Annotated in this window: 13 protein-coding genes; 8 read left to right on the top strand and 5 right to left on the bottom strand. The window is 58.0% G+C overall.

The genetic code is table 11. The annotated features are described in order from the left end of the window. Positions 1-121 precede the first annotated feature (121 nt). Entirely contained in the window at positions 122-418 is a 297-nt protein-coding gene (locus tag HBN68_RS05465) for a hypothetical protein (protein WP_094994828.1), read from the bottom strand. A 372-nt stretch (positions 419-790) separates the two neighbouring features. Here HBN68_RS05465 and HBN68_RS05460 point away from each other — a divergent pair, with 372 nt between their 5' ends. Continuing rightward, positions 791-1,546, top strand: a complete 756-nt coding sequence (locus tag HBN68_RS05460; protein ID WP_094994827.1) for a hypothetical protein — start codon at positions 791-793, stop codon at positions 1,544-1,546. 51 nt (positions 1,547-1,597) lie between these two features. Here HBN68_RS05460 and HBN68_RS05455 read toward each other — a convergent pair whose 3' ends face one another. The 3 genes from HBN68_RS05455 to HBN68_RS05445 all read right to left on the bottom strand — a co-directional run bounded on the left by HBN68_RS05455 (position 1,598) and on the right by HBN68_RS05445 (position 6,229). Continuing rightward, positions 1,598-2,920: an MFS transporter gene (locus HBN68_RS05455; protein ID WP_047274233.1), complete on the bottom strand. Its 1,323-nt coding sequence runs from the start codon at positions 2,918-2,920 to the stop codon at positions 1,598-1,600. 216 nt (positions 2,921-3,136) lie between these two features. After that, on the bottom strand, positions 3,137-4,471 hold the full coding sequence (locus HBN68_RS05450; RefSeq protein WP_169963331.1) for a sigma-54 dependent transcriptional regulator: 1,335 nt from the start codon (positions 4,469-4,471) through the stop codon (positions 3,137-3,139). 3 nt (positions 4,472-4,474) lie between these two features. Continuing rightward, positions 4,475-6,229: an ATP-binding protein gene (locus tag HBN68_RS05445; protein ID WP_094994825.1), complete on the bottom strand. Its 1,755-nt coding sequence runs from the start codon at positions 6,227-6,229 to the stop codon at positions 4,475-4,477. A gap of 227 nt (positions 6,230-6,456) precedes the next feature. Here HBN68_RS05445 and HBN68_RS05440 point away from each other — a divergent pair, with 227 nt between their 5' ends. Continuing rightward, entirely contained in the window at positions 6,457-13,017 is a 6,561-nt protein-coding gene (locus tag HBN68_RS05440; protein ID WP_169963333.1) for an NEL-type E3 ubiquitin ligase domain-containing protein, read from the top strand. A gap of 75 nt (positions 13,018-13,092) precedes the next feature. Here the strand turns inward: HBN68_RS05440 and HBN68_RS05435 are convergent, their stop codons facing one another. After that, positions 13,093-13,818, bottom strand: coding sequence for a 4'-phosphopantetheinyl transferase superfamily protein (locus HBN68_RS05435; RefSeq protein WP_094994853.1), 726 nt, complete (start codon positions 13,816-13,818; stop codon positions 13,093-13,095). 144 nt (positions 13,819-13,962) lie between these two features. Between HBN68_RS05435 and HBN68_RS05430 the strand changes: the two genes are divergently transcribed. From HBN68_RS05430 to HBN68_RS05405, 6 genes are all read left to right on the top strand, one after another. Beyond that, entirely contained in the window at positions 13,963-14,640 is a 678-nt protein-coding gene (locus tag HBN68_RS05430) for a response regulator (RefSeq protein WP_094994823.1), read from the top strand. Beyond that, positions 14,637-15,983: an ATP-binding protein gene (locus HBN68_RS05425; protein ID WP_094994822.1), complete on the top strand. Its 1,347-nt coding sequence runs from the start codon at positions 14,637-14,639 to the stop codon at positions 15,981-15,983. Before HBN68_RS05430 ends, HBN68_RS05425 begins: the two co-directional genes overlap by 4 nt. Before the next feature lie 286 nt (positions 15,984-16,269). After that, positions 16,270-17,604 carry a dicarboxylate/amino acid:cation symporter gene (locus tag HBN68_RS05420; protein ID WP_094994821.1) on the top strand — a complete coding sequence of 445 codons (1,335 nt, stop codon included), beginning with the start codon at positions 16,270-16,272 and terminating at the stop codon, positions 17,602-17,604. Positions 17,605-18,383: 779 nt separating this feature from the next. After that, positions 18,384-18,902: an Hcp family type VI secretion system effector gene (locus tag HBN68_RS05415; RefSeq protein ID WP_169892590.1), complete on the top strand. Its 519-nt coding sequence runs from the start codon at positions 18,384-18,386 to the stop codon at positions 18,900-18,902. 125 nt (positions 18,903-19,027) lie between these two features. Continuing rightward, positions 19,028-19,180 (top strand): hypothetical protein, encoded by a 153-nt coding sequence (locus HBN68_RS05410; RefSeq protein ID WP_169963335.1) that lies wholly within the window; start codon positions 19,028-19,030, stop codon positions 19,178-19,180. Next, on the top strand, positions 19,177-20,460 hold a 1,284-nt coding region (locus tag HBN68_RS05405), incomplete at its 3' end, for a DUF6531 domain-containing protein (protein ID WP_222932967.1). The genes HBN68_RS05410 and HBN68_RS05405, both read left to right, overlap by 4 nt.

The raw sequence follows: 20,460 nt of genomic DNA, 5'->3' as shown, positions 1-20,460 counted from the left end.
ACGGCTGAGTTAGAGAGCCCCTATAGTGCTAGGCATTGGCCTCAATGACAAAGCTTGAATCCATTCTCGGGCGTCCCTTTTCAGGGACGCGCCTCGTGCGCTCGTCATCGGCGAGCGCTGATCAACTAAAGCGCGCGCCTTGAGTGCGGTCATAACCATCTTCGGCAAAGCTGGCGGAGTGGGTACGGTCATAGCCATCTGCGGCAAACGTGGCCGAACCGGTGCGGCTGTAACCGTCCTCAGCAAAGCTTGAGGAGTGGGTGCGGTCGTAGCCATCTGCTGCAACAGCGGCCGAGCCGGTGCGGCTGTAGCCGTCTTCAGCAAAGCTCGAAGAGTGGGTACGGTCGTAACCGTCTGCTGCAAACGCATTCAAAGCCAGTACAGAGAGGGTGGTGGCGAGGATCATTCGGGTTTTCATGGTTGTGCTCCTTGTTGCGTGTCTGGGTTGTTGTGTTTCGATAGGTTCAGATTACTCCCATCAAATAGATTAAAAAGCGCAAAAAATAGCGCTTAAATATCTATTTGTTAGATGTATTTGGGCGTTCCTCGAGAATGTCGAGCGCGGCTTCAGGGTCGATTAACCCAAGGCGCCTCAATCATCGGAGCAGAGCTGAATGTAGGAAGGAGTGTGTCGCGTGGGAATTAACTGACAATTAATACGTTTAATTCTTATTTGTGGATGCCTTTTTCATTTGCGCATTACCTATTTTTCACGTGCTGCCGCTCAGGCTTCTCCGGGCATAAAAAGCAGACTCAATAATTGCTTTGTCCCCCTGGAGCGTTGACCCGAATGAATAAACTTCCACAGATCACCCTCGCGTTCTGGGTGATGAAAATCTGCGCCACCACGTTGGGCGAAACCGCCGGTGACTTGCTGTCGATGACCTTGAATGTGGGGTATGCCGTCAGTTCAATGCTGTTGCTCAGTGTGTTTGTCCTGACCTTGCTGACTCAGTTGTTCTCCAAAACCTACAACCCTGTGCTGTATTGGCTGGTGATTCTGTCCACCAGCACGGCAGGCACCACCCTGTCCGACTTCATGGACCGCACATTGGGCCTGGGCTACGCCTCGGGGTCATTGATCCTGGTGTCGATCCTGGTGGCGATTTTTGCGTTGTGGAAATGGAGTGGTGAGTCCCTCAACGTCAACAACGTGCAGACGCCACGGGGTGAGTTGTTCTACTGGATGGCGATTTTGCTCTCCAACACGTTGGGCACTGCATTGGGCGATTACTTGGCAGACGATTCCGGGCTGGGATTTGCGGGCGGAGCGCTGTTTATCGGTGCAACCATCGGGCTGGTGGTACTGGCACGCTACTTCACCCGTATCTCTTCGGTGGTGCTGTTTTGGGTGGCGTTCGTGTTGACGCGGCCGTTCGGCGCGACGTTGGGCGACTTCCTGACCAAACCCCATGAAAAGGGCGGTCTCGATTTCGGTACAGTCGGATCATCGTTGGTGTTGGCGGGGATTTTGGTGGCAATGATTGCCGGTGCTGCCTACGCGAAAAACCGACAAACCCGGCCTGCGGTGGCCGAGTTGTCTTGACCTGAACTCCCCTTGCAGGCGCGCACGTGCGCCTGCAAGGGGGAACAGCTTTTAGTCGGTCTCGATCCGCGAGTGTTTACGCGTGTCTTTCATGGTGGCGTAAACGAACAGCGAGCAAGCGATACAGGCGGTGACGTACCAGTAATAGCCGGTCTCCATGCCCGCGCTTTTGAACCACAGCGCGATGTATTCAGCGGTGCCGCCGAAGATCGACACGGTCAGTGCGTACGGCAGGCCGACGCCTAATGCGCGAATTTCAGTCGGGAACAGTTCCGCTTTCACCACGGCGTTGATCGAGGTGTAGCCACTGACGATGATCAGCGCGGCCATGATCAGGAAGAACGCGCCCCACCAGGTGGTGATGGTGTGCAGCGTGGTCAGGATCGGCACAGTAAACAGGGTGCCCAATACACCGAATGCGATCAGGATCGGACGGCGCCCGACTTTATCCGAGAGCCCGCCTACCAGTGGTTGCAGGCACATGAACAGGAACAGCGTAGCGGCTGAAATAGTGGTGGAGTCGGAGATGCTCATGCCCACCGTGTTCACCAGGTATTTCTGCATGTACGTGGTGTAGGTGTAGAACGCCAGTGTGCCGCCCATGGTCAGGCCAACCACGGTCATCAGCTCTTTTGGGTGACGCAGTAAGGTGCGCATGGCGCTTTCTTTGGGCTTGACCTTGACCTTGTTGAACGACTCGGTCTCTTCCATGCCGCGACGCAAGAACAACGCAACCACCGCACACAGAGCGCCGATCACGAACGGGATGCGCCAGCCCCAGCTGTACAGTTGCTCTTCAGTCAGGGTTTGTTGCAGCACGATCAAAACGCCCAGCGCGATGAGCTGGCCCGAGATCAGGGTCACGTACTGGAAGCTGGAGAAGAAGCCGCGACGTTCCTTGGTGGCCATCTCGCTGAGGTAAGTGGCCGAGGTGCCGTATTCACCACCCACCGACAACCCTTGCAGCAAGCGGGCGAACACCAGCAGGATCGGCGCGCCGACGCCAATGGTTTCATAACCCGGGGACAGGGCGATGATCAGCGAGCCGAAACACATCAGCAGCACCGAGGCCATCAACGCGGCTTTACGGCCTTTGCGGTCCGCGTACAGGCCCATCAGCCAGCCGCCGATCGGGCGCATCAGGAAGCCCACGGCAAAAATCGCGGCGGTGTTGAGCAATTGAGCGGTGGTGTCACCTTTCGGGAAAAACGCCTTGGCGAAGTACAGCGAAAAGGCGGCGTACACGTACCAGTCGTACCACTCGACCATGTTGCCGACGGAACCGCTGAAAATGGATTTGATACGGCTGGAAGTGGTCTTTTCTTTCGGGGTCGCAGGAACCGACCCGGCAGGCAAGGTGCTGGAGTTATCCATTAACTGGATCCTTCTTTTTTTGGTTTTGTTATAGCGCGTCAAAACGCGTGCTTACCGGGACGTAGCAGGAGTTGTGCCAAGATGTAAAGACCCGGTTTACAAGGGCGAAACCCAAGCGGGTGAGCGGAATCTCGCTCAAAACCCAAACGCGATAAGCGGAAATCTGCCTATCGGTGGACGCCTTGGCGCCGCGCTGTTCGAAGCATGTGCAGCGGGTTAGTCGGTGTTTAAGAATGCTTCGCGCACCAGCCCATGACGCTGCATTTTTTCGTTTAGGGTGCGGCGCGGCAGTTGCAACTCGGCCATCACCGCTTTGATATCGCCTTTGTGTCGACTCAGCGCGGCGCGCAGGCATTGCGCTTCAAAGGCTTCCTGTTGGGCCACTAACGAGTGGCCGATATCGGGGGCATCCCATTGCGGTTCGCCCAGCCCCAATACCCGCCGTTCCGCTACGTTGGCCAGCTCGCGCACGTTCCCCGGCCAGTCGTGGCTGAGCAAGCGGGTTAACTGCGCGCCACTGAGGGGTTGCACGCTGCGGCCCAGGCGCTCGCCTGCACTGTGGGAGAAAAACGCATACAACAAGGGAATGTCTTCGCGGCGTTCGCGCAAGGGCGGCAGCCGCAACTCGGCCACGGTCAGGCGGTAAGCCAAATCTTCGCGAAAGCGTCCGGCCCGAGCTTCTTCGAGCAGGTCGGGTTTGGTGGCAGCGATGATCCGTAAATCCACCTCAATGCTTTGGTTGGAGCCCAGGCGTTCAAGTTTTTGCTCTTGCAACACCCGCAGCAGTTTCGCTTGTTGGGCCAGTGGCATGCTTTCGATTTCATCGAGGAACAACGTGCCGCCGTCGGCGTATTCCAGCTTGCCGATGCGTTTGCCCTGGGCGCCGGTAAAAGCGCCGCTTTCGTGGCCAAACAGTTCGGCTTCGAACAGTTGCTCGGGGATGGCTGCACAGTTGAGTGCCACAAAGGGCTGGGCGGCACGCGGCCCGCAATCGTGCAGGCAGCGGGCCACTAGCTCTTTACCGCTGCCGGTTTCGCCGCGGATCAGGACGTTGACCGGCAACGGGGCCAACTCCATCACCTGCCTGCGCAAGGTCTGCAGGCTGCGGGACACGCCCAGCAAACGGCGGTCGAGCTGTTCGCGCACATCGACCTGTTCATGCAGGCGGCGGTTTTCCAGTACCAGACGACGTTTCTCCAGCGCGCGGCGCAAGCTGCTGAGCAGGGCTTCGGGGCTAAATGGTTTTTCGAGGAAGTCATACGCGCCTTCACGCATGGCCTCGACCGCCATGGGCACATCGCCATGCCCGGTCAGCAGGATCACCGGCAAGTCGGCATCCAGTTGTTGCAAGCGTTTGAGCAGGGCCAGCCCTCCCATGCCGGGCATGCGCACGTCGCTCACAATTACCCCGGCAAACTGCGCGGGCAAGTGATGCAGGCAATCTTCGGCACAACTGTAGAGTTGCACGTCAAAGCCGCTGAGGCTCAGCCATTGCTCAACTGCGGTTCGAATACTGGCCTCATCATCGACCACGATGACCGAATCAAGCATGTCTCAAGTGTCCTGTGCGATGGGCAACGTCAGTGTGAACAGTGCGCCATCGGCGTGGTTACACGCTGTCAGTCGACCGCCGAGTTCGTGAACGATTGCGTATGACACTGCCAGCCCCAACCCCAAACCGTCGCCCACGGGTTTAGTGGTGAAAAAAGGGTCGAAAATTTTACCCAGATGTTCGTCGTCGATCCCGCCACCGCTGTCGCTGACGGTTAAATGCCATAACTGCTGATCGGCTTCGATACGGATCTCCAGGTGCTTGCGCGGTTTGTCGCGCATGGCGTCCAGCGCATTGCGCAGCAGGTTGATCATGACCTGCTCCAGACGAATTGCATCGCCGCGCACCCAGGCCGGACGACTCAGCCGGGTCTGCAGCTCAACCCCTTCGTCTTTCAGACGCGGCTCCACCAACTGCAAAGCCTGATCCACCACGCTGGCCAGATCCAGGCGCTCGCGCAGGCCGCTGGGGCTTTGTCGGGCGTAGGTTTTAAGGTGCCCGGTGAGCGCAGCCATGCGTGTCAGCATGTGCTCCAGAGGCGTAAGGGCTTTATACGCGTCTTCGATGCGGCCATGGTCGAGCAAAAGACGCAAGGTCGCCAACTGCATGCGCTGGGCAGTAAGCGGTTGATTGATCTCATGGGCCAGCGCCGCCGACATTTGCCCCAGCGCCGCGAGTTTGGCCGACTGCACCAGGCCATCTTGGGCGGTGCGCAAGTCCCGCGTGCGGGCTTCGACCAGTTGCTCAAGTTCTTCACGATTGCGTTGGCGCAAACGGCCAATGCGCCAGCGCTGGAACAGGAACAACCCCAGAAACACCAGCGTCAGCCATAAGCCGACGGCCGCCAGTGCTGCATTGCGTTCGTCGTCAGTGGCGGTGGGTGGTTTGCGTAACAAATGCAGGGTCCAGCCTTCGGCTTTCAGAGGCAATGTCCCCCACAGATAATCAGCCGGGCCGTCGGGACCTTCCACGCGGGTCAAGAAGCTGTTGTCTTCAAAGCTGCGCAGGGTGCGGGTCGGCATCAGGGTCAGGGGCTGTTTATCGTACTGTCGGGTCACGGTGATGCTGTCACGGTCACTGTCATTGAGCGTGCGCAGGTGGCGATAACGCCAGCCGGGTTGATTGGCGATAAACACGATGCCGCGTGCATCGCTGACCAGCAGGGTGTCGTTGCCCTGGCTCCATTCGCGCTCCAGTTCGGGAAACTCAAGTTTGACCACAATGGCGCCCAGAAAGCGTCCGTCGGCATCCGTGACGGCGCTGGACAAAAAGTAGCCCGGGATTCCGCTGGTCACGCCCACGGCATAAAACCGGCCGGTACCCTGACTGCGGGTCTGGCTGAAATAGGGGCGGAATCCGTAGTTATGGCCCACGTAACTGTTGGATGTGTTCCAGTTGCTGGCAGCCACCGCCAGCCCGGTGCTGTCGAGCAGTTCCAGCGTGGACGATTGCGCGGCACCGTTGATGCGTTCCAGCTTGCGATTGAGCAGGTCTTGCACGTCTGGGGTGACGTGCCCTGCCAGCGCAGCAATCAGCTCCGGGTCTTGCGCCAGCACGGCGGGCAGGGCGCGGTAACGTTCGATCAGGGTGTGCAGCGAATTGGCATACAAGCTCAGTTGCTCGGGCCCGCGCCGGGCGCTTTCTTCCAATGCATGTTGCCTGGCCTGCTGCATGGCCCAGCCGCCGGCAACCACCGCCCCGGCCAGAATCAATACGGTATACAGCGCCAAACGCAGATAACGGGACGTCACGGGCATAGTGGCAATACGCTCGATTATGGGGCGCAAACCATAGCATGCGGGGCTGTCGGGTCAGTAATGGCGTTTGTGCAAAGGCGCACAAAGCATGACGCAGGTCTATGTCCGGCCGGGGTAATACCCACGCGTGGTTGCATTCGTCAGCGCCTGCGCGGCATTAAATAACTACCGCATGCCACGCTTTGATCCTGTTTAGGGTGCGCTTTTCATTCACGGAAATACCAGACATGCGTTTTTTATCGAAAGTGCCTGAGCGCGCACCCACATTGCTGTCGGGCAAGCAATGGGCGCAGCAGCAAGCGCTGGCCTTTATGGCGGCTAACATGCAGACCCACTTCGCCGGGTTCGACAAGGCGCAGATCAAACACTACATCGCCTTGCAGCGTGAGGCCCAAGCATCGATCAAGGCAGCCGAAACCGAAAATGCCCGCTTCAGGGAGGCGTTCAAATCCGCTCAGATGGCCCGGTTGAAAGACGCACTGAAAACCCTGACCGGTGATGATGTCGACCCGGAACAGGCCAGAATCTACACCCGCTACCTGGAAACCAAAGAAGGCCGCACCCCCCTGGACCTGCTGAGTGAGTGGCTTGAACCCGCGCCGAAACAGCAGGAGAACCCGCGCAGGTGGCGCCGTGCCCTGGACGAGTCCAAGTTCGTTGAACACGTGCGTTCAATGACGTTGTGGGAAGCCGCTTGTGCCAATTTCGGTTTCACTACCGACTCGATCTTTCTCAAGCCGTTCAGCTTCGTCGAGGCCAGCTTTATCCGTTATGGACCCGCCCGCAAGGCCATGGATGTCAGGGGCTTTATCGCCATTGTGCGTAACCTCGACATGGGCTCGGCGTTAGCCCACAGCCTTTTAGACGCTGCGGGGCCTGAAGGCGTATTGAATACGTTGTTGGTTCAAAGTGTCAGGGCCCGTTTTGAGTTTGAGGTGCTCGAGGCCTATCGAAATATGGCGGTCAGTGGGGTCACACGCGTGGCTTACCACCGGTTGCTCAACGTGTTCAATGATGAAATAGCGTGTGAAATTCACCCGGTTTCCATGGCGCGCTCGGCACGAGGGCTGTTTGAACATCGCATGACCATGCCCCTGCTGGTGTTGCATTTCGAAGGCGAAACCGGCGTGTACAGCTATTTCCCGAACCGGCCGGGCGGGGCGCTGCTCTACCATCCGTCAGGGACCGATTTCAAAGCGCATTTTCGGCAGCAACTCAAACAAAGCCATAAGGCAAAGAACCTCGGGTGGTTCGCCGGTCAACTGCCGTTGCCTGCCTTGGGCAGCTTTCAGAAGCTGTTGAGTGATGAACCTCGTCCTGCGGACTTGAGCTGGTTAGCCGGGGCGTTATATGACGGTTTCCATTTAGCGTTCCCGGAGCCCACGCTGGACTCCCTGGTCTTTGACGTTGAGCCGGTGGCGTATCCCCGCCAGAAGCTGGTCGAGGTGTTGAGCCGGTATCAGGTCAACCGTTACACCACCAACCTCAACCTGCTGGCTACCACTCGCTCCGAGGCCGATTGGCAGGCGCTGAAGGAGGCCATGCTGGCTATAGGCCAAGAAGTATTGAGCTTGCTGACGACCCCGGTGCCAGGCGGGGTGACAGGGCTGAATCGGGTGATGCAAGGGGTGGTGTTTGGCTCGCTTGGCTACAGCGTCGTCAAAGGTGTGATCGACGCGAGCCAAGGAGAGTCCAGCGAATTCGCCAGTGCTTTGGCCGACACGGCTGATCTGTTACTTAGCGGATGGCTGATCGGACTGGGCGGTAACCTTCATCGCCAGCGCATGAATACGTTGTGGCAACAGTTAGGGGAACCGCGAAAAGTCACGTTTGCTGACGGCAAAACTGAACTGTGGCGCCCCGGTCTGGAGCCCTATACGCAGGTGCAAGCCAGTACGCTGGATAGCCTGACGCCCACAATTGAAGGGATTTACGAGATCAACGACAGGCTGTACGTCAAGGTCTACGAGGGCGACCTGCACCGCGCTGCCGAAATCGTCTACGACCCGGTTGGCAAGCATTACGTGCTCAATACCGCGGATGCCCACGCGTACCGGCCAGCGGTGAAGTTCGATCCGGCCAAGCAGATGTGGCGGCTGGTATTGGACGATGTCGATACCCTCAGTGACGCGCAAATGGTGCAACGCATGCTGCCCTTTGACGCGACGCGCGTCCCGCTCCCGGAAATCGAGCTGATGCTGCGCATTACCGCCACCACGCGTTTGCAACTGGAAGCCGTCTGGCAGGGGCACCCCATGCCGGGGCCTTTGGCGGACGGGGTGCGCCGGTTACGGGTTGAACAGCAGATCAACCACATTATCGAGGTGCTGCCCTTGCGCGCAGAAATGCCCGCCCATGCCGAACCCGCCGTGTTCGCCCTGCTCACCCGGCTGCCACACTGGCCCGCGGATACCGTGCTCAATGTGTTTGATCAGCACGGTGAAAACATGACGTCTTACGGGCCGGACGTGCGCCCCGGCCAGGACGTGCACACCATTGAAATCAAACGGCTGGACACGGGCCGTTACGTTGCCCGCGATGATGTGACGCAAGGGGCGGCCAGTGCCGAGCACCTGTTCACATTGATAGTGGATCAGTTGCCAGATGATTCCGTGCTGGGCCGCGAGCACAACCCCGCAGCCGGCAAAATCAGCCGCATTGCCACTATCCGTGAACAGATCGCCCAATTGGCCAAAACGGAACACGCCTTGTTATTTCAGGCGTTAACCGTGCTTGAAGGCCATCAGCGTTCAGACCCGGTGGCCAGCCGCAACCCGGCCAATCAGTTCCTGCCGCGCGTGTGCCCACCCTTTACGACGAGGGCTTCGGCGCTGGTGGCCAAATTACATGGCCTCAATCCCGCGCTGTCCGTTGAGTGCATTGAACAATTGCTGACGCAGCACCCGTTCACTGCCAGTCAGGCCGCTCAAGCGCTGCAGAGCAATCTTCAGCCCATTCCGTTTTCCGAGGCAGCCGATCGCCTCAAAGTACAGCTGCGCATCGATCAGGCGCTCGACGGGATTTATCACGCCCGCGCCTTTAACCCCGATATAGATCAATGGACCCGTGAATTTGCCAGAGGCTTGCTCAACGACAAACTGGACCGCCATCTGGCGATTACCGAGTATGGCGACCCGCAGAACATCAAACCGTTTATCCCTCTGGGGCCAGACGATACGGCGGTGGAATTGCGTCATTACGGAAACGGTGTCTACGAGGCGTATGACTTTCGTAACGGCGGTGTCATCCCGGTGCCTGCTACCCGTGACAGCTTTTACCTGGCGCTGGCGTCGGTTTTACAGCCCCATGAGCGCACGATTCTGGGTATGAGCCATGCGACAGATGCCGAGGGGCTGCGCAAGACCCTGGGGGATGCGATGTCTGCCATGCGACAACCGGCGGGTGAAGTCCGCCTGTGGGACAACTCGGCCAGTCAATTTGTGCAGGACGTGCGGCTGCCCCGCGACCTGAAGGCTGACAGCTTGGGGCTGTACGACCTGAACGGTAAAAAGTACCTGCCGCTTTACGGCTCGGTGTTTCACGTCGAACGCGACCCGGTGCGGCCTAAGTGGCGAATGAAACACCCCTCCAAGGTCGGGGTCGATGCCCCGGTTCTGGAGCACAACTATGACGGGGCATGGCGGGCCAGCACGGAAAATCCCTTGCAATGGCAGGGGCTGACGCTTTTGCGCCGCTTGCGCGCCGCCCCTGTGTCGTTTGAAGACGCGGTGGGCAAACAGATCCTGCAGGTCAGTCATACGGACGAAGGGGTATTGCGTCAGGTGCACATGAATAATCGGGTAGCTCCGCCGTTGTTGATGGACACCTGGAAACGCTTTGAAATCGAGGCCGAGATTCAGCGCTTCGTCAATTCCATGCAAGAGCACTATTCCCTGCGCACGGCCCGTGCTGACATTCAGCTGTTATTGCTGCAAAGCCTGCCGGGCTGGCCTCGCGATAAAGTCCTGCAAGTGGTGGATGCGCAGGGCAATACCCTGGCCGAGTACGGGGCTGATCTGAGCAGCGAGCTTCCCCGGGTCAGGCTTTCGCGTGAAGAGGCCAGTAATGGCAGCTTGCTGCGAGCGTTGCTGATGCGACTGGACCGGTCGCAGACTCAACAGTTGCTCGGCGAGTACGACCCGATCATTGAGCAGCGCATGCTGGCCCTGGCCAAAAAAATTGGCGCCCATGCCCAGGCGCGTATGCCGGAACTGTTCAAGTCGCTCTACGAAAAAGAGGAGAAAAGCGCTGACCCACATGTGCACGTGTTGCACAAAGGCGCCGATCAACTGCCCCTCAGTGTTATCAAACACCTGCTCAGCCACGCCACCGGCCATGAGAAGACCGAATACCTGGACAAAGGCGATATCGCCCCGCGACTCTCGGAACATATGCTCGCGTCCGCACGTGAGGTGCGCCTGACCCGCGCCTATGAAGGCCTGTACCTGGAGGCCACGGCCACTCCGGACAGTGAAAAGCTCACGTTGCATATGCTGCAAGCTTTGCCTGGCTGGCCTGCGAACGTGGCAATCGAAGTGCGCAGCCAGACAGTCGACGGAGAGAGGCTGGACAGTATCGGTACGGCCGAGCCCGGTCGTTATCGCTTGCTGGTTAAAGAGGAACACGGCTACCGGGCATATTCGCCCGAGGGCCAGCCTTTAAACAGCGTGCCTGAAACGGGCAATAACCTGTTGTCTTCCATCCTGCATGTGCTGAGCGACGAGGAACGCAGTGCGCTCGGGCTTGAGGGGGTTCACGACAACCGGACGCTGGCGGCAAAAATCAGCGAACGGGCTTTTGCCCACCGCGCAAGTGTCAAAACCTTGTTGGGGCTGGACACTGACAAGCCGTGGATGGAACCCGCGATCAAGGTCGATGCCTCGTTTATGGCTTATCCCGTGTACCCGCCTTCCGGGCAAGGGGCGCATTCCAACGATTTGATCCGCAAGACCGTCCTTCTTTATCCCAGGCTAAGTGGCGAAGAGATCAATGGATTTCTGAATGGATTGGGCGAAAACGAGGCCGCTCGGCACCGGGAACTTGAGCGCTTGCGGGTTGAGTATCAGACCACCCGTGAGCAGCTGGAGGCCTGGGCAGCCCAGTCAGTGGTCGCCCAAGGTGCCGACCATGCTGTGCCCAACCCCGAACGCCGCGACATCATGCAGCGGATTTTAAGTGCATGGCGCAAAGAAACCGACAGGGCGTATTCAGACGATGGCCAGTTCCTGGGCTACAGCCTGGACCTTTCCAACCTTCCCGTCGGTGACTTGCCTGCGCTGAGCGGAGATTTCAGTCACATCGGGGCGTTGTCCATGGACGGCATGCGGCTGTTCAATGGCTCGAATGAGTTTTTGAGTCGTTTTACCGGGCTGCGTTGGCTTTCGATGGCCAACAACCTCTTGCGAACCCTTCCCGCCGCTGCATTGGACCTGACCGGGCTGACGAAACTTAACCTGAGTGGAAATCGCATCGAATTGACGCCTGAGAGTGTGCAAAAACTCAGCGCACTGACCTCGCTCAGGGTGTTGAATCTTAATTTCAACCTCATCGGACAAAGCGCTTTACCGCTGCCGGGGTTCGCGCCGGTGCCCGACGTCACGCACATGAGAGAACTGCGCCAATTGCACCTGCGCGGCAATCAAATGATGGTGTGGCCAACGGGGTTGCTCGGCCTGACAAACATTGAAACGGTGCGCCTGGACTTCAATATGATCACCGTCATCCCGCAAGCGGTGTTCGATGTGCCGGACGCCAGCCCGGTCAACCGCAATACTCACTTGCACGGCAATCCGTTAAACGGCGAAACCCGTGAGCGCATGGCTGAGTATCAGAGGCGTTCAGGCTTGAATTTTGGCGTGCTCCTGCGTCGCAGGCCGGTCGAGGTGCGCGATGACCCGGTGCAGGACGTGGCAGCCTGGTTATCGCGTGACCTGCCACGCAGCGAACGAACCCGCCGAACGCGGCAATGGAACTTGCTTCAACGCGAAGGCCGGGTGGCGGAGGACTTTTTCCGCCTGATCCGCGACATGACCGGGTCCAAGGACTATATGACGTCATCTACCCGGCAGCAGATTCAAGACCGGGTATGGGAGATGATCGACCTGATGCTCGAATCCACGGCACTGCGCCGGGACGTTTTTAACGAAATAAACATGGAAGTGACCTGTGCCGACGGCGTCATGGTCATCTTCGGCAACCTCGAAGTGTTGACCCGGGTCCACAAGGTCGAGCGCACCAGCAATGAGCAAACCATTGCCGCGAACTTGTTAAAACTGGCCAAAGGCATGTTCCGGATGCGTCAGGTGGACCAGCTTGCGAACCAGGACATCAGGGAACGCTACCAGGCAGGTGGCCACCCGGATGATGCAGAAATCCAGCTGTTTTATCGTGTTCACCTGGCCGAAGAGCTCGATCTGCCGACACAAACCCGTGGCATGCACCATGAACAAATTGCCGGGGTCACGCCGTCCAAACTGGACGATGCCAAGCACTACATCTTGAGCCTGGAGGCCACGCCTGCGCTGCAATATTCCATCACCCGTGAAAAATTTTGGCGCAGGTTTCTCAAGCGGCAATATGCGCAGCGCTTTACTGCCATTCGCGACGAGTACGATAAAAAATGCGATGCCTTGTCCAGCCAAAGCGAACGCCTGGGCGAACAGGAATACATCAGGCTGGGGGAGGCGGCGGCGGCTGAGCACAAACAGGCCCGAGAAGCATTGTTTGATGAGTTGACGCGCTTTGAGCAAGCGGCAGCCAACCGCGAACTGGAAAGCACGACCTTCTGACCGTTACCGCGCACGTGATGATCACCACCGCCCTGGCGCCGTCCTGTCAGGACGGTGGTGTGGCAGAGCCGCCGATCAGGCCTTGATGGCAATTGCACTCAACAACTGACCTTCCCACACTGCAAATTGCCCTTCGATTTCTTTCCCGTGGTGCCACTGCGCCGACAGTTCAGTGAGCAGGCGCAGGCGTGCATGGCCGTCTTTGCTCCAACTGAGGAGCTCGGCATGCTCAAAGTAAAAGCGTTTTTGCACCAGCGGAAACAGCGCCTTGAACAGGCTTTCCTTGAGTGAAAACGTCAACGTGACGAGGAGCGCGAGATCCTCGGCGCAGCCTGCGGCCATGCGCTGCAGCTCATCCGGGGTCAGGATTTCTTTGGCCAGACGCCGGGCGCGCTCGTCACTGAGCAGGTTCTCAAGGTCGATGCCTAACCCTTGCCATTCACTTTTGAGTGCCACCAGCGCGGCGGCCCGGCCGTTGCTGTGGGTGATGGTCCCCGCGATGTGGTCGGGCCACACCGGGGCGCGGTCTTCACCGATGCCGGGCGTAGCGAGGGTGCCATCCAGCTGCAGCACGGCCGCACGCGCACACAGGCGTCCGGCGAGAAATTCGGTTTGGCGTTTGGCAACAGAGCGTTGAATACTGGCGGGCATTTCGATTGCACTGCACCCAAAGTCGTCAATCGACAGTTGAGCAGGCGTGAAATCGGTACTGCACCATGCACTGCCGGGCAGCGCGTGAGGCAAGGGCCAGTCGGCACGCAACGGGGTGCAGCAGGCGGGCAGGGCGGGGAGTCGAGTCATGCCGCGCATTTTGCCGGGTCCGCGCCGTGCTGGGTAGTCGCTTGAAACGGTTGGGCTATTGTTCAGAGTGTGTTCAGGGCCGCAACGATAGAGTGGCCACGTGTTTAACGCCTTTGGAGGCGCGATCAGGCTTGGGAGAGCGCGATGAAATTGCTGGTGGTTGAAGATGAGGCGCTGTTGCGTCATCACTTGCAAACCCGCCTCAGGGAAGGGGGGCATGTGGTCGAGGCAGTGGCCAACGCCGAGGAAGCGCTGTACCAGGCCGGGCAGTTCAACTACGACCTGGCGATGATTGACCTGGGGCTGCCGGGGCTCGGCGGGCTTGAGCTGATTCGCGAGTTGCGCCAGCGTGGCAAGACGTTCCCGATCCTGATTCTGACGGCCCGCGGCAATTGGCAAGACAAGGTCGAAGGGCTGGCCGCAGGCGCTGACGACTATGTGGTCAAGCCGTTCCAGTTCGAAGAGCTGGAAGCACGCTTGAATGCCTTGTTGCGCCGTTCCAGCGGTTTTACCCAGTCCACCATCGTGGCGGGCGAACTGGTGCTCGACATCAATCGCAAGCAGGCGGTGCTGGAGGGCGAACCACTGGCGCTCACGGCCTATGAATACCGGATTCTGGAATACCTGATGCGCCATCACCAGCAGGTGGTGGCCAAGGACCGACTGATGGAGCAGCTGTACCCGGATGACGAGGAGCGTGATCCGAATGTGATCGAGGTGCTGGTCGGGCGCTTGCGACGCAAGTTGGAGGGGGCAAACGGCTTTAAGCCAATCGATACGGTGCGCGGCATGGGGTATCTGTTTACTGAGCGCTGCCGATGATTCGTTCGCTGCGCGTTCGACTGATGCTCGCGGCCACCTTGCTGGCCGTGCTGTTCATGCTGGCGCTGTTACCGGCCATGCAAGGTGCATTCAGTCTGGCGCTCAAGGGCGCCATCGAGCAGCGTTTGGCATCGGATGTAAACACCTTGATTTCGGCGGCACGGGTCGAAAAAAATCACCTAAAAATGCCGGCCTTGCTGCCGGATGAACAATTCAACCTGCCGGACAGTCGCCTGCTCGGCTACATCTATGACAGAGAGGGCCGCCTGGTGTGGCGCTCGCGGGCCACTCAAGAAGAATCCATCAACTACAAGCCGCGCTACGACGGGCGCGGTAACGAGTTCGCAAGTATTCGTGAGGACAGCGGCGAAGAATTCTTCGTCTATGACGTGGAGGTCAAGCTGCTCGGCGGCAAAAGCGCGGCCTTCAGCTTCGTGGCGTTGCAGCCCATGCGCGAATACAACATCACCCTCGCCGGGTTGCGTGAAAATCTTTACCTGGGATTTGGCGCGGCGTTAGTCGTGTTGCTGGCGCTGCTATGGATTGGATTGACGTGGGGGTTGCGTGCCTTGCGACGTTTAAGTCAGGAACTGGACCAGATCGAAGCTGGCGAGCGTGACAGCCTCAGCGAGCAGCACCCCCGTGAGTTGCTGCGCTTGACCGGCTCCTTGAACCGCTTGCTGCAAAGTGAGCGTGAACAGCGCACCCGCTACCGCGACTCGCTGGATGATCTGGCGCACAGCCTGAAAACCCCGCTGGCGGTGTTGCAGGGCGTCAGTGAAAGCATGGCCCAGCGCCCGCAAGACCGCGAGCAGGCGTGGGTGCTACAAACCCAGATCGAACGCATGAACCAGCAAATCAGCTACCAGTTGCAGCGTGCCAGCCTGCGCAAAAGTGGCCTGGTACGCCATCAGGTGGAACTGATTCCGGTGGTTGAAAGCCTGTGCAACACCCTGGACAAGGTCTACCGCGACAAACGGGTCAAAGTCAGTTTCGACATTGCCCCCCTCAGCCATGTACCGATCGAGCAAAACGCATTGCTGGAATTGCTCGGCAACCTGCTCGAAAACGCCTACCGCCTGTGTTTGAGCCAAGTACGCATCAGCCTGCACCGCACGGCGGCCGGGATTGACGTGTGCGTGGAAGACGACGGCCCTGGCGTGCCTGCCGATCAACGGGCGCGCATCCTGCAACGCGGCGAACGCCTGGATCGCCAGCATCCGGGGCAGGGGATTGGCCTGGCGGTGGTCAAGGACATCATCGAAAGCTACGACGCGCAGCTGACCCTCGATGATTCGCCTTTGGGCGGCGCGGCATTCCGTATACGTTTTCCAGTCACGTGAAGCAGGCGGAAATCCGCCATCTCTTCCCATCGTTCCCGGCAAATGGGCGGAAACCCGCCAAAGTTGTCCTACAAAAAACTGACTTTAATTTCCTACAAGGCTATGTGCTATCGGGCTTTGAGCGTGTTTTGACAACGTTGGCCCGTGGCTTGCAATAAGTGCGAGAGGTCTGCCGATAGAGCAGCTCGACACAACAAATCCCTCCAAGTACAGGAGGGTTCGCGCTTTAGGCGTTGCCGGTCTCAGATGGAATGATGGCCGAGTGATGCACTTGAGGAACTTTGCAATGACGACTCGTCAGCCACTGTACAAATCCCTGTATGTGCAAGTGATCTTAGCGATCGCTATCGGTATCTTGTTGGGCCACTACTACCCGGAAACCGGTGTAGCACTCAAACCTTTGGGTGACGGCTTTATCAAACTGATCAAGATGGTCATTGCGCCGATCATTTTCTGTACGGTGGTGAGCGGTATCGCCGGTATGCAGAGCATGAAGTCGGTCGGCAAGACCGGCGGTTATGCGCTGCTCTACTTCGAAATCGTATCGACCATTGCCCTGTTGATCGGCCTGGTCGTGGTCAACGTGGTGCAGCCGGGCGCTGGCATGCACATCGACGCGTCTACGCTGGACGCCTCGAAAGTCGCGGCTTATGTGACCGCAGGCGCAGACCAAAGCATCGTCGGCTTCATCCTCAACGTGATCCCTTCCACCATCGTCGGCGCCTTCGCCAACGGTGACATCCTGCAAGTGCTGATGTTCTCGGTGCTGTTCGGATTCGCCCTGCATCGCCTGGGCGCCTACGGCAAGCCGGTGCTGGACTTCATCGACCGTTTCGCCCACGTGATGTTCAACATCATCAACATGATCATGAAGCTGGCCCCGTTGGGTGCACTGGGTGCCATGGCCTTCACCATCGGCGCCTATGGCGTGGGTTCGCTGGTGCAGTTGGGCCAGTTGATGATCTGTTTCTACATCACCTGCGTGCTGTTCGTGCTGGTGGTGCTGGGCGGTATCGCGCGCGCTCACGGTTTCAGCGTGATCAAGCTGATTCGCTACATCCGTGAAGAGCTGCTGATCGTACTGGGCACGTCTTCGTCCGAGTCCGCGCTGCCACGCATGCTGGTGAAAATGGAGCGTCTGGGCGCCAAGAAGTCAGTGGTTGGCCTGGTGATCCCGACCGGTTACTCGTTTAACCTCGACGGTACCTCGATCTACCTGACCATGGCTGCCGTGTTCATCGCGCAAGCCACCGACACGCACATGGACATCACGCACCAGATCACCCTGTTGTTGGTGCTGCTGCTGTCGTCCAAGGGCGCTGCGGGCGTGACCGGTAGTGGTTTTATCGTACTGGCCGCGACCTTGTCGGCGGTAGGCCACCTGCCGGTTGCCGGTCTGGCGCTGATTCTGGGTATTGACCGCTTCATGTCCGAAGCCCGGGCCTTGACCAACCTCGTAGGTAACGCTGTGGCGACCCTGGTGGTTGCCAAGTGGGTCAAAGAGCTGGACGAAGACAAACTGCAAGTTGAACTGGCTTCCGGCGGTCGTCCGCTGGAAGAAACCCGTCCGGAAGACGACCTGGGTGTGGCTGAAGGCCCAACGCCCTCGTTGATGAAGTAATCCGCGACGCACTGAAAAACCCATCTTCGGATGGGTTTTTTTATGGTTGTCTGCGATTTGCTAAACCCCCACCTCAAGGTACTCGCTACCTTTCTCAGCGTGTCCATCCTGATAGTGTTTGTTCATCTTCAAGTACGCGTGGTCCATCAGCGCCTGGATGTATTGCTGCGGGAAACTTAGCTGTTCGTACAGCCATGCCCGCCAAAACGCAGATGTCGGAAAGACCGAACGCTCGCCATTCGCAATAGGTTCGTACGCATTTACCTCGCCTCACCTCACCTCAGCTGATCTGAAGTTGTTGTTCCATGATTGCGCGAAGGCTGAGGTCCAGTGCTATTTGCTTGATTTTTGCTCGCGTTTTTGCGCCTTAAGTTAGCAACGGGGTAGTAAGAATTTGCGAGGGTAAAAACCTGTTAAAAGAGGGCAATTTTGCGCCCTGACTGACGTTCGAAATAGCCTCAAATCCAACTTCAAGAAAAACACCAACTGCGCAAGAAGTTGCGCACTCAAATGTGGATAACCGTGTGGATACATTGCCATATGACATATAAACCGTGATCTGTAGACGAGTGCGCAAGAAGTTGCACAGTACTGCGCAACTTCTTGCGCACTTTTCAGGGGTTTTTGTTTAAAAAATAACCAGCTAAATTCCTTACTTGATGTAACTCCTTGTTTTTAAATGGCTTGATAAAAGTTGGCATGAACTTTGGTTACTCCATTCAGCACTTGACCGGCATTTAGGCCTTTCAAGTCCTTATTTTTCAGCAAGGAGAGCATCAATGGCGACGCCAGCGTACATGTCCATCACCGGCACCAAACAGGGCCTGATTACTGCCGGTGCATTCACCGCGGATTCGGTAGGTAATACCTACCAGGAAGGTCATGAAGACCAAGTCATGGTTCAGGGTTTTAGTCACGAAGTGATTATTCCTCGTGACCCGCAATCAGGCCAACCGACCGGTCAGCGCGTTCACAAACCGGTAAAAATCACCAAGGTTTTCGACAAATCGTCGCCATTGCTGTTGGCAGCACTGACTTCAGGCGAGCGCCTGACGGAGATCGAAATCCAGTGGTTCCGCACCTCGGCTGCCGGTACGCAAGAGCATTACTTCACCACCAAACTTGAAGACGCAATCATCGTCGACATCAAAGACTACATGCACAACTGCCAGGACCCGTCGAATTCGCACTTCACGCACCTGGAAGACGTGGAGTTCACCTACCGCAAAATCACCTGGACTCACGAAGTGTCGGGCACTTCCGGTTCCGATGACTGGCGCACGCCGATCGCTGGCTAAGGCTGGCTGAGTGTTTCTGCGTACCGACCCTTGAAAGTCGGTACGCAGTATTGACCCCAGAATTTTATGTGCTCGTCGCCTGTTTGTAGATGACGACATCAGCAGCACTGCATGAGGAATCAGGGATGTTTTCACCGGCGCATCAGCCCCATTTCACGCTAACCCTTGCGGGGGTGGACGTTCACGTACTGGCCTTCAAGGGCCGCGCAGCCTTGAACAGGCCATTCGTTTTTGATCTGGGGCTGGTCAGCCTGCTGGCGGACGAGAGGCTTTCATGACCACTGGAAATGCCGTTGCTCATACCCGTGAGCCCCAAGTTGCCATTGTTCCGCTAAATGAAATCCAGATCGAAGATGTCGGGCGCGACGTTTGCGCGATTGATACTTGGCTGCAAGACGTCAGCGGCGGGGCGGTTACCCTTGATCGACTGCAAAACGTTGCAGGCTTGATTCCGGTTGTTGGCAATGTCATGGCGCTTGCTGATGCCATTGGCGACATTGTGAGTCTGATTAAAAACGATGGCAGCGACCCGCTCGACTGGGTCAGTCTGGGCATAAACCTGGTATGTATTGCCCCTTTTCCAGGCACTACCGCTGCGCGAGTGAGCTTGCGTTCAATCTTGTCTTTGGTCCGTGGTGAGCTTGCCCATACCGGCAAGATAGTGCTCGGCGATGCATTGATTGAAGTCATGGTTGGGCACCTGAGTGCAACGATTGTTGGCCAGCTTGAACACTTTTTGACTATTGCCCAAAGCCAGCTACCGGGTTTGCTGGAGCAGGCGGGTGCATTGGGCGAAGAGCTTGTGCTGGACCTTGCCAAAGGCATGAGGGCGCTGGTAGACGGTGACATGGACGTGAAGGGGCGTCTTGCCAGTGCGCAGCAACACATCACGTCCATCAACACTGAGCAGCTTAAGCGCAACCCGTTTCACATCTTCACGAATGTCTACAGCGCCTTGCGGGATGTTCAGGTCGCTGCGGGCACCAGCATGGCCAACTCGGCGGCCAAGCTTCTGATGCCCGCTCAGGCCAAAAAGCGGGTGTACGAACAGACTGAGCACTTGATAACGATGGCGCCCGAGCTGCGCGTCCAGCTCAGAAAACTCAACGATCCAGCCCTTAAGGGATCCATCGGATCGCTTGTGGTCGTGCTCAATAAAGCTGTTCAGTTATGGGGTTTGCGCAACCCGCACGCACTGAGCAGTAACATCAAAAACGGTACGACTAACAAAGCTCGCTACATACACAGACAAGGTGAGCTGGAAGTCCGGAAAAATGAGGTGCCCGCCAAAAAGACGGCCAACCCGGAAAAAAATGGGCCGTGTGTTGGCACGTGTAACAGCATCAACTTTGCTCTGGGCACTGAGTCCCTCGGCCACACCGACTTCAGCTTGCCCGGCCCGTTCCCGATCGACTGGACACGCACCTACTGCTCGCGCCTGAGCGCATACGACCAAGGCGCCCTGGGTGCGCGCTGGATCACCGAGTTCACCACCCGCTTTGACCTGCACGGCAAGGGCCTGGTGTTCCACGATGCGGACGGCCGTGACCACAGCTAC

This window comes from Pseudomonas sp. WS 5078, assembly GCF_012985745.1.
GTDB classification, from domain to species: domain Bacteria; phylum Pseudomonadota; class Gammaproteobacteria; order Pseudomonadales; family Pseudomonadaceae; genus Aquipseudomonas; species Aquipseudomonas lundensis_A.
The sequence above is the reverse complement of the archived record's forward strand: the minus strand, read 5'-3'. Positions and strand labels throughout refer to the sequence as shown.